8 protein-coding genes, 2 tRNA genes and 1 rRNA gene are annotated in these 10,798 nt (G+C 50.6%); 3 read left to right on the forward strand and 8 right to left on the reverse strand.

Translation table 11 applies throughout. The annotated features are described in order from the left end of the window. Nucleotides 1-152 precede the first annotated feature (152 nt). Nucleotides 153-2,342, forward strand: coding sequence for a fatty acid oxidation complex subunit alpha FadB (gene fadB / locus DMB82_RS18065; protein ID WP_116165036.1), 2,190 nt, complete (start codon nucleotides 153-155; stop codon nucleotides 2,340-2,342). Between the two features lie 11 nt (nucleotides 2,343-2,353). Further along, nucleotides 2,354-3,517, forward strand: coding sequence for an acetyl-CoA C-acyltransferase FadA (gene fadA / locus DMB82_RS18070; protein WP_116165038.1), 1,164 nt, complete (start codon nucleotides 2,354-2,356; stop codon nucleotides 3,515-3,517). A 430-nt stretch (nucleotides 3,518-3,947) separates the two neighbouring features. Here fadA and DMB82_RS18075 read toward each other — a convergent pair whose 3' ends face one another. Next, nucleotides 3,948-4,286 carry a MaoP family protein gene (locus DMB82_RS18075; protein ID WP_102119500.1) on the reverse strand — a complete coding sequence of 113 codons (339 nt, stop codon included), beginning with the start codon at nucleotides 4,284-4,286 and terminating at the stop codon, nucleotides 3,948-3,950. 120 nt (nucleotides 4,287-4,406) lie between these two features. Between DMB82_RS18075 and hdfR the strand changes: the two genes are divergently transcribed. Then, nucleotides 4,407-5,234: an HTH-type transcriptional regulator HdfR gene (hdfR, locus tag DMB82_RS18080; protein WP_102119508.1), complete on the forward strand. Its 828-nt coding sequence runs from the start codon at nucleotides 4,407-4,409 to the stop codon at nucleotides 5,232-5,234. Nucleotides 5,235-5,255: 21 nt separating this feature from the next. Here hdfR and yjfF read toward each other — a convergent pair whose 3' ends face one another. The 7 genes from yjfF to rrf all read right to left on the reverse strand — a co-directional run bounded on the left by yjfF (nucleotide 5,256) and on the right by rrf (nucleotide 10,706). Beyond that, complete coding sequence (gene yjfF / locus DMB82_RS18085; protein WP_102119499.1) at nucleotides 5,256-6,218, reverse strand: galactofuranose ABC transporter, permease protein YjfF; 963 nt, start codon at nucleotides 6,216-6,218, stop codon at nucleotides 5,256-5,258. Then, nucleotides 6,218-7,228, reverse strand: a complete 1,011-nt coding sequence (gene ytfT / locus DMB82_RS18090) for a galactofuranose ABC transporter, ATP-binding protein YtfT (RefSeq protein ID WP_010294686.1) — start codon at nucleotides 7,226-7,228, stop codon at nucleotides 6,218-6,220. Before ytfT ends, yjfF begins: the two co-directional genes overlap by 1 nt. Beyond that, complete coding sequence (gene ytfR / locus DMB82_RS18095; protein WP_116165042.1) at nucleotides 7,215-8,735, reverse strand: galactofuranose ABC transporter, ATP-binding protein YtfR; 1,521 nt, start codon at nucleotides 8,733-8,735, stop codon at nucleotides 7,215-7,217. The genes ytfT and ytfR overlap by 14 nt, the downstream gene beginning before the upstream one ends. Before the next feature lie 192 nt (nucleotides 8,736-8,927). Next, nucleotides 8,928-9,884 (reverse strand): galactofuranose ABC transporter, galactofuranose-binding protein YtfQ, encoded by a 957-nt coding sequence (gene ytfQ, locus DMB82_RS18100; RefSeq protein WP_116165040.1) that lies wholly within the window; start codon nucleotides 9,882-9,884, stop codon nucleotides 8,928-8,930. A gap of 447 nt (nucleotides 9,885-10,331) precedes the next feature. Further along, nucleotides 10,332-10,407: transfer RNA gene (locus DMB82_RS18105), tRNA-Trp, on the reverse strand. A gap of 54 nt (nucleotides 10,408-10,461) precedes the next feature. Then, a tRNA-Asp gene (locus DMB82_RS18110) sits at nucleotides 10,462-10,538 on the reverse strand. 52 nt (nucleotides 10,539-10,590) lie between these two features. Next, a 5S ribosomal RNA gene (gene rrf / locus DMB82_RS18115) occupies nucleotides 10,591-10,706 on the reverse strand. Nucleotides 10,707-10,798: the final 92 nt, after the last annotated feature.

Genomic DNA, 10,798 nt, shown 5'->3' on the forward strand with positions numbered 1-10,798 from the left:
ATTTTAACACAGGCATTCTCCAAGGGCAGCGTCCGGTGCTTTGTGATCGATTCGGCAAAAAATTAATCTCTCATTTGCAAAAAATTAACATTAAAACCACAATTCGATTATCTGGTCATACCAGATCACTCACACAAACAGCGGAGATGAACATGCTTTATCAAGGTGAATCCCTCTACCTTAACTGGCTTGAGGACGGCATTGTCGAGCTGGTATTTTCTGCCCCTGGCTCCGTAAACAAGCTAGATACCCGCACGGTTGCCAGCCTGGGTAAGGCGCTGGACGTTCTGGCGGAACAGCCGAACCTGAAGGGCTTACTGCTACGTTCTGACAAACCGGCATTCATTGTCGGTGCCGATATTACAGAATTCCTTTCTCTTTTTGCTGCACCGGCCGAAAAGCTGCATGAATGGCTTGTCTTCGCCAACCGCATTTTCAGCCGCCTTGAGGATTTACCCGTTCCCACATTGTCCGCAATTAATAGCTATGCGTTGGGCGGCGGGTGTGAGTGCGTACTGGCAACCGACTTTCGTTTAGCAACGACGGATGCACGCATTGGGCTGCCTGAGACCAAACTGGGGATTATGCCGGGCTTTGGCGGCACGGTTAGGCTACCGCGCCTGTTGGGCGCCGACAGCGCGCTGGAGATAATCGCCGCAGGCAAAGATATTAGCGCAGCCGATGCCTTAAAAGTGGGACTCGTACAGGCCGTTGTCGCCAATGACAAGCTGGTTCCCGCTGCCATCAAGATGTTAAAACAGGCGATTGACGGCTCACTGGACTGGCAGGCTTACCGGCGTCCGAAGCTTGAACCGCTGAAGCTCAATAAGATTGAAGCCATGATGAGCTTTACCACCGCCAAAGCGATGGTGCTGCAAACCGCTGGCAAGCACTATCCGGCACCGATGCTAGCGGTAAAAACCATCGAAGCCGCCGCGACTATGACGCGCGATGACGCATTACAGCTCGAAACGCAGCATTTTGTTCAACTGGCGCGTTCAAATGAAGCTCGCGCACTCGTTGGCATTTTCCTAAACGATCAATATGTTAAAGGCAAAGCGAAGAAACTGATTGGCGAGACATCCGTGCCGCAGCAGGCCGCCGTGCTAGGTGCGGGCATTATGGGTGGCGGCATTGCCTATCAATCCGCGTTCAAAGGCGTGCCAATTCGGATGAAAGATATCAATGAGAAGCCGCTCGCGCTGGGGATGAATGAGGCAGCCAAGCTACTGAATAAGCAGATGGAGCGCGGCAAGCTGGACGGAATGAAAATGGCAACGATTCTGGCGAGCATTCAGCCAACGCTGGATTACGCTGGGTTCGAGCGTACCGACATCGTGGTTGAGGCCGTGGTTGAGAACCCGAAAATCAAAGCCAGCGTACTCGCGGAAACGGAATCGCACGTGAGCGAGAAGACGATTCTGGCTTCGAATACCTCAACCATACCGATTGCTACACTGGCAGCATCGTTAAAACGACCGCAAAATTTCTGCGGTATGCACTTCTTTAACCCAGTCCACCGCATGCCACTGGTCGAAATTATTCGCGGCCCCAAAACCAGCGATAACACCATCGCCAGCGTGGTGGCTTACGCCAGTAAGATGGGCAAGACGCCGATTGTTGTGAACGACTGCCCCGGATTCTTCGTGAATCGGGTGCTGTTCCCTTACTTTGCTGCGTTCAGCTTATTGCTCAGAGATGGTGCCGATTTCCGCGAGATCGATAACGTCATGGAGAAAAAATTCGGTTGGCCGATGGGCCCAGCCTATCTGCTGGACGTTGTCGGTATTGATACCGCTCACCATGCTCAGGCCTTGATGGCTGAGGGCTTCCCACAGCGCATGGCGAAAGATTATCGCGATGCGATTGATGTGCTGTTTGAACACCAGCGCTTCGGACAGAAGAATGGTCACGGCTTCTACCGTTATCAAACCGATGGCAAGGGGAAGTTGCGTAAAGAACAGGATGAGGCTGTCGAAACACTGCTTAAGGACATCAGCCAGCCGAAAAAAGCGTTCAGTGCAGAAGAGATTATCGCTCGCATGATGATCCCGATGATTAATGAAGTCGCGCGCTGTCTGGAAGAAGGTATCGTCGCTAGCCCCGCCGAAGCGGACATGGCGCTGGTATACGGGTTAGGTTTCCCTCCCTTCCACGGCGGAGCTTGCCGCTATCTGGATACACTAGGCAGCGAACACTACGTCGAGATGGCGCAACAATTGGCGCACCTCGGTGCAATCTATCAGGTGCCTGACGGCTTGCAGCAAAAAGCCAAAAGTAATGAAGGCTATTACCCATCGGTCGCGCCACACGCGGACGTTTCTTACGGCCAACCGGCATGAGGGCAGGAAATATGGAAAAGGTAGTGATTGTTGATGCCGTACGCACGCCGATGGGGCGATCCAAAGGCGGAGCCTTCCGTCAGGTGAGAGCCGAAGACCTGTCCGCACACCTGATGCGTAGCCTATTGAGCCGTAACGCAGCGCTGGATGCCCGTGAGATCGACGATATCTATTGGGGATGTGTGCAACAGACGCTGGAGCAAGGCTTCAACGTCGCCCGCAATGCCGCTTTGCTGGCAGAAATTCCGGTGAGTGTCCCCGCCACCACGGTTAACCGGCTGTGCGGCTCCTCCATGCAGGCGCTCCACGATGCCGCCCGTGCCATTATGGTTGGCGACGCAAATGTCTGCTTAATTGGCGGCGTTGAGCATATGGGACATGTGCCGATGAATCATGGCGTCGATTTTCATCCGGGACTGAGCCGCACCACGGCTAAGGCAGCGGGTATGATGGGGCTGACGGCTGAGATGCTGGCACGTATGCACAATATTGGTCGTGAGATGCAGGATCAGTTCGCCGCGCGTTCACACCAGCGCGCCCACCGCGCCACCCAGTCAGGGGCATTCCGCCATGAAATCGTCCCCACGGCGGGGCATGACGCAGACGGTGCGCTGCAACGCTTCGATTATGATGAAGTCATTCGCCCAGACACCACCGTCGATAGCCTTGCCGCACTCAAACCAGCGTTTGATCCGGTTAACGGCACGGTGACCGCCGGAACATCTTCGGCGCTGTCCGATGGCGCAGCAGCCATGTTGATCATGAGCGAATCCCGCGCGGCATCGTTAGGCTTACCCGTACGGGCACGCATCCGGGCGATGGCCGTAGTTGGCTGCGATCCTTCGATTATGGGCTACGCCCCTGTCCCAGCGACCAAGATAGCGTTGAAACGGGCAGGGCTCAGTCTGACCGACATCGGTATCTTTGAGCTCAATGAAGCATTCGCCGCCCAGACGCTACCCTGTATTAAAGATCTGGGGCTACTGGAACAATTGGATGAAAAGGTCAATCTCAATGGCGGTGCGATTGCGCTGGGTCACCCGCTCGGCTGCTCAGGCGCGCGCATCTCTACCACATTGATTAATCTGATGGAAAGCCGCGACGCTCAGTTTGGCGTGGCGACGATGTGCATCGGGCTGGGACAGGGCATTGCGACCGTGTTTGAGCGCATCTAAACACAGGAAAGCTCTGTCAGAGAACGGTTAGAAACCAAAAATACCACAGCCGTGGGATTTCAGGCGGTTGACACCGTCCTGCCCTCACGGCAGGAACGTTGAGCGCATGAGATCAGTGCAAAAAACGGACTGACCACCATGCTCCGAGAACCAGCCACGCAGCAATACCCGTTTGAAAATGGTTACCCTTGAAGAACTCGTGCCCGAAGGCCATCTCGTGCGCAAAGAAGAAGATGGCGCTGCTGGCGCTTCTTTGTCGGTTATTACAGGCACTGGCACGTCAGAGCGTACGCGCCCATCCAACCAGATAAAAGCGTTTGCAGGCTAAACAGGGGGAAATATCGAGGCCTGCGGTCGCTACAAAAACAGAACCCCACAAAAAACGTGGGGTTCGTCAACAGTCTGAATGGGGCTAACGCCCCATTCTTAATTAATCATCGCTTTCAGTGTATTCTTCCACTGCATCCATCTGCGGCTTACCACCAGACAACGTATGGAAGCGTTTAGGACGACGAATACGATCCAGATATTTGGACCAGATTTTTTCCAGTTCCGTTTCCGCTTTACGTTCGCCGCGGCACATTGCAACAAACGATGTCTCTTCCTCAGTCACTGGTTCACGTTTACCCAAATCCAGCTCGTTAAACGCGTAACCGTGGCGCTCCAACAATTGTGCTTCTTTAATCGTAAAGTCGCCATGTCGGGAAAAACCACGCGGGTAGAACTTGTTATCAAAAAAACGATGAGTGGTAGAGAAGCTTTCTGCCATCTTACACGCTCCTAATTCTTCTATGGTCGTGTTGTTTATGGCGCGGAGTATTAGATAGGCTTGACATTGTGTAAAACAAAACATTTAAATCATTACGACAAAATTTTTTTGGAGATGGGCGTGGATACCGAATTACTAAAAACCTTTCTGGAAGTCAGCAGGACAAGACACTTTGGCCGTGCCGCCGAATCCCTGTATCTCACGCAGTCAGCGGTGAGTTTTCGGATTCGCCAGTTAGAGACGCAGCTTGGTGCCAACCTCTTTACGCGCCATCGAAACAATATACGCCTGACGCCCGCCGGCGAACGGCTTCTGCCCTATGCAGAAAGCCTTATCGGTACCTGGCAGATCGCTAAAAAAGAGGTCGCACGCTCGCAGCAACACAGCCTGCTTTCGGTGGGGGCAACCGCGTCGCTCTGGGAGGCATATCTGACGCCCTGGCTACAATCGCTGTATCAACAGCGCCCGCTGCTCCAGCTAGAAGCACGCATTGCCTTACGTCACTCGCTGGTAAAACAACTCCATGAGCGTCAGTTGGATCTATTGATTACGACCGAACAACCTAAAATGGAAGAATTGGCGAGCCAGCTACTCGGCAACTTCTCCCTTTCGCTGTTTGCAGCAGAAGCGCACCCACCCGGACAGGAACTACCTTATATAAAATTGGAATGGGGCGCAGACTTTCATCAGCAGGAACACCGCCTATTAACCAGTGATCAGCTTCCTGTTTTGACAACAACGTCGGTTCAGTTGACCCGCCAACTGCTTGAAACAACCGGCGGCTGCGCGTTTTTACCCAGCCATTGGTTACAAACCTACTCCAACCTGCGGATAGTCGGCGACAGTCAGCCCGTTGTGCGCCCGTTTTATGCGGTTTGGTTACAAAACAGCGATCAGCAGACGATGATACGTCAATTGCTAAAAACGCCTATTGTGATTAATCCATGACCCATTTTGCTCACAACCCACTTAAGCACGTCTGGTTAACCAGAATGTGCTTAACGCCTTCTGTAACCCAATGAAAGCAAACAGCAGGAAACCAATGACGATTTTTGTCCACCATGAGCTCAAGGTGCCGTCAAACGTGATATACGTCTGAATCAGGCCCTGAATCAGCACGCCAAACAGGGTTCCCAATACGGTTCCGACACCGCCGGTCAGTAGCGTGCCGCCGATTACAACGGCAGCGATGGCATCCAATTCTACACCGCTTGCCGCCAGAGCATAACCCGCAGAGGTGTAGAGAGAGAAAACAATACCTGACAGCACCGCTAACGTACTGGAAAGCATGTAGATATGAATCGTCGTCCGCCTGACAGGCACCCCCATCAGTTCCGCTGAATAGCTGCTACCCCCGATCGCATAAACACGGTTACCGAAACGGGTACGGTGCGCCATCACGATCCCCAGCAGTACCACAATCAACATAACCAGCGCCAGAAAGGTAAACCGTCCTCCATCCGGCATGCGCCATGCTAAACCCGCCAGTTGGCTATAGACCGGGTGATCGATTGGAATCGACTCCTGTGAGACGATAAAGCTCATTCCTCGGACAAAGAACATACCCGCCAGCGTGATAATAAAGGCTGGCAATTTGAGCGTATCGATAATCCATCCCATCAACCCACCAAACATGGCGCCTATCACCAGCGCTATTGCGAACGCAAAGAAAGGATCAATGCCATACGTACCAATCAGTTTGGCCAGTAACACACCCGTAAATGCAATCACTGACCCTACAGAGAGATCGATTCCACCAGACAGGATGACAAACGTCATCCCAACCGCCACGATCCCCAAAAAAGCGTTATCCGTCAGTAAATCAAAGAAAACTCGCGTCGACGCAAAGCCGGGAAACTGGCTGAGACAGAATAAATAGCCAGCAATAAATACCAAAATCGTCATCAACAGGGGGAAGTGGCGTTTCAACATTATGTTTTCCTCCTGAACAGGTGGTGCAGCGAAATACGTGGAGATTGCATAACCAAAACCAGCAGAACGACGAGAGCCTTCAGAACCAGGTTGAATTCCGGCCGATAGCCAGACAGCAGGATGCCAGTATTCATACTCTGAATAATCAAGGCACCGACGACAGAGAGCAGCAAATTAAAACGCCCCCCAAGTAGCGACCCGCCACCGATCACCACAGCCAGAATCGCGTCTAATTCCAACCAGAGGCCCGCGTTGTTCGCATCCGCCCCACGGATATCTGCCGTCACGATAACGCCCGCTACGGCCGCACACACGCCGCATATGACATAAGCTGCGACCAATACCAGCTTCGTACTCACGCCAGCGTTGCGAGCCGATCGCAAATTAATACCGACTGATTCGATAAATAGCCCAAGCGCCGTTTTACGCGTCAAAATCCACAGCGCCAACAGCATTACGCAGGCAATAATCACTGGCATGGGTAGATAGAACAGGGTTCCGCTGCCCAGCTTAGCCAACCCGGCGTTATCAAACGTGATAATTTGACCTTCGGTAATCAACTGAGCAATGCCTCGCCCAGCAACCATCAGCATTAACGTCGCTACAATCGGCTGAATCTGTAACACCGCAACCAGAAAACCGTTCCATAGCCCACACAGCGCACCAACCAATAGAGCAATCAGTAATACAGAAGGGAGTGGATGACCAGCAGCGGTCAGTGTTGCGGCTGTCGCTCCAGCAATCGCCATAACTGCGCCCACCGATAAGTCTATACCGCCAGTGGCAATCACCAACGTCATACCTAATGCCAGCAGCGCAACGGGTGCGCCGCGGTTAAGGATGTCGATAAGGCTACCGAACAAGCGCCCATCCTGAATGTGGAGGGAGAAGAAGTTGGGCGCGACCATGCTATCAATCAACAAGATGGCAACGAGCGCGAGAAGCTGTGGCACCCCTTTGGTGAATGTTAGGCGGACTTTTTTGGCAGGTTTGACGTTATTGTCTGTCATCAGTTGCTCCCGCTTGTACTGCGATTGCCTGCATCACTGCGGCAACCGAAATCTCATTATGTTCGAGATGCGCAACGTGCCGCCTGTCACGCAGTACAATGATGCGATCCGCATAACCGGTCAGTTCTTCCAATTCAGAAGAGATCACGAGTAAGGCCATCCCCTGCTCACACAGTTTTTCGATCAGGCGAATAATTTCAGCATGCGCACCAACATCGATCCCTCGTGTTGGTTCATCCAAAATCAAGAAGCGCGGTTCTGTTGCCAGCCAGCGCGATAGCAATACTTTTTGCTGATTCCCTCCTGATAGATACTGAATTTCCTGCTCTGGACTGGGCGTACGAATCCCTAATAGGCTGATAAATTTTTCAGCGATACGGGTTTGCTCACGTAAGGAAATGAGCTTCAGCCAGCCGCGCTGCGCCTGAAGCGCCAAAATGATGTTCTCTCGTACTGTTGCAGCACCGACAATACCGTCAGTCTTGCGATCCTCAGGGCAATAGCCAAAGCCGAGCTTTCCTGCTGCACGCGGCGTGCGAATGCTGACTTGTTTACCATCAACGCTTGCTTCTCCGGCATCAGGCACGGTGATGCCAAATATCAGCTGCGCGGTTTCTGTTCTGCCGGAACCCAATAAACCAGCAAGGCCAACAATTTCTCCCGGACGCACGGAAAGCTCGAAGTCATTAATAGAGCCACGTCGGCCATAGTGTTTAAAATGCACGATGGGCTCACCTGAGACGTCACTATGTTCGCCACGCTTCAATAATGTTTCATCAAAACTGTGCCCCAACATCATTTGGACTAATTCAACACGTGGCAATTCTGCGGCAGATAATGTCCCCACTAATTTTCCATTACGCAAAACGGTAATTCTGTCGCTAATGCGGTAAACCTGATCCAGAAAGTGCGTCACAAATATCATTCCGATTCCGCGATCGCGCAACTTCCGCAATATATCCAGCAGCATATCGACTTCTTTTGCATCAAGGCTTGCGGTGGGTTCATCAAGAATTAAAACTTTAGCGGAAAGATCGATAGCTCTGGCAATGGCTACAATTTGTTGAACTGCGATGGAGTAATTACCAAGCGGATGGCTAACATCGATCATCAGCCCATAATTCAATAAAAGCGCTTCAGCCTGACGCAGGATTTTATGTTGATCCACGATACCCCAGCGAGTGGGCTCACGGCCAATAAATAGATTTGCTGCAACGGACAGGTTCGGTAATAGATTGACCTCCTGATAGACCGTACCAATACCCAACGACTGAGCATGAGCCGTATTGACAGGATTAATCGCGATACCATCGAGGATAATGTCACCAACTGAGCGATGGTAAACGCCAGTCAACGCCTTAATTAACGTTGATTTCCCTGCGCCATTCTCTCCTAATAGTGCCACTATTTCGCCACGATTAAGCGTGAAGTTCACTTGATCTAATGCTTTTACCCCCGGAAACTCAACGCTCATGCCCCGAATATCTAACAACCGTGTCGTTTCCATCAGCATCACCTATGCGACAACTTAACAAGGCTACGTCACACCTGAGTAATATTATGGTAAGTAGGCTGACAATATTCACTGTCCCGTCATTGAACGGTACAAAAAACATAGCAAGCCCACTTTCCCATATTTATACTTTTGCCAGGTATTTAGAAAAATACTTATATCAATCATGAATCCACAATATAAATATCAATAACCAAGGTCTTTCTTGGTTTCATATTCCTGTTTTGCTGTGTCAGGCAGTAATAAACGTGATTCGGTTTGAATAAATTTTTCAGGCTGTTTTCCGTCTTTCTTCATCGCTAATAAAGCATCAAAAGCAGGCCCGGCCATATTAGGTGTTAATTCAACGGTGGCATTAGCTTCGCCATTCATCATGGCTTTGAAAATATCAGGAACACCATCAATGGAGACAACTTTTATTTGTGAACCAGGTTTCAAGCCAGCTTCTTTAATTGCCTGAATAGCGCCTATAGCCATGTCATCATTATGTGCATAAACCGCACAGATATTCTTTCCGTTCTGCTCCGCTTTAATAAAGCTTTCCATGACCTCTTTACCCTTGCTGCGAGTAAAGTCTCCCGACTGTGAGCGAATAATTTTTATCTGTGGATCTGAAGCTATACCTTCAGCAAACCCTTTCTTACGGTTTATCGCAACGCTAGCCCCAACCGTTCCCTGTAATTCAACAACATTACAAGGTTTGCCTGCGGCTTCTTTCACAAGCCACTCCCCTGCTACTTTTCCTTCATAGACGCTATCAGAGGCGATAGCAGCGGTGTACAACGATGGATCGCTAACCTCAATCGTTCTATCAAGCAGGAACACTGGGATTTTTGCTTCTTTAGCTTCCTGTAAGACTGGTGCCCAACCTGTCGCGACGACTGGCGCAATAAATATGGCATCTACGCCCTGAGCGATGAACGACCGCACAGCCTTAATCTGATTCTCCTGCTTCTGCTGAGCATCAGCTATTTTTAACGTTATTCCACGCTTCTCGGCTTCCTGCTTTGATACTTTAGTTTCCGCAGAGCGCCATCCCGATTCTGAACCAATCTGGGAAAAACCAACAGTTAAGAGTTTTGCCTGTACGGCACCACACAACGCCGTGCTTACAGCAACAGCTACCAGTAAACGTCTGTACATACTTAAACTCCTTCTACGTAGTCTTACAGCTACTTAGTCAGATTTCAGGTACAACATAGCGCTACGAATTTCTGCTATAGCGCTATCGATGTGATGTTGGCAGATACCACTAGCAAGTGAATGCGACCTGAAGGATCGTTCTGAAAAACGATTTACCGTTCACTCAGGTTGTAGATAGTTTTAGTTCAAATATCGAACAAGGTAGATGAGCAAGTTCACAACCTGGTATTACGGTGATTTTGTGCATATTTACAGCTAAATCAGCACGATCTGTCAGCATTACATCAGCGAATTTTATCTATTAAATCACAACACATTAGATTAATTAGATATCCAGAGAGTAGAAACAACGGAGATATTGGAAAGAGAAAAGAGGGGTACAAGACAGGATTGAGCATAAATACAGATCAAAAAAAACCCTTCACAAAAACGTGAAGGGTTTTTATTTGGCAGGGGCGGAGAGACTCGAACTCGCGACACCCGGTTTTGGAGACCGGTGCTCTACCAACTGAGCTACGCCCCTAAATTGCGCTTAATATTATGCCTGCTAAAAAAAGCAGGCATAATTTTTAATAAGTGGCGGAACGGACGGGGCTCGAACCCGCGACCCCCTGCGTGACAGGCAGGTATTCTAACCAACTGAACTACCGCTCCACCGAATTTCTCTACAACCACCAGATCGCTCCGGCTTACTGCTTAATTTGATGCCTGGCAGTTCCCTACTCTCACATGGGGAAGCCCCACACTACCATCGGCGCTACGGCGTTTCACTTCTGAGTTCGGCATGGGGTCAGGTGGGACCACCGCGCTATCGCCGCCAGGCAAATTCTGTTTCATTCTAACCGTCATGCTTCGCTCACGCTCTCGCACAACCATCAGAACCAATCTTTGAACAAGCTAAATATCAAAACACG

Source organism: Pectobacterium aquaticum, from assembly GCF_003382565.3.
In the GTDB taxonomy this organism is placed as follows: Bacteria; Pseudomonadota; Gammaproteobacteria; order Enterobacterales; family Enterobacteriaceae; genus Pectobacterium; species Pectobacterium aquaticum.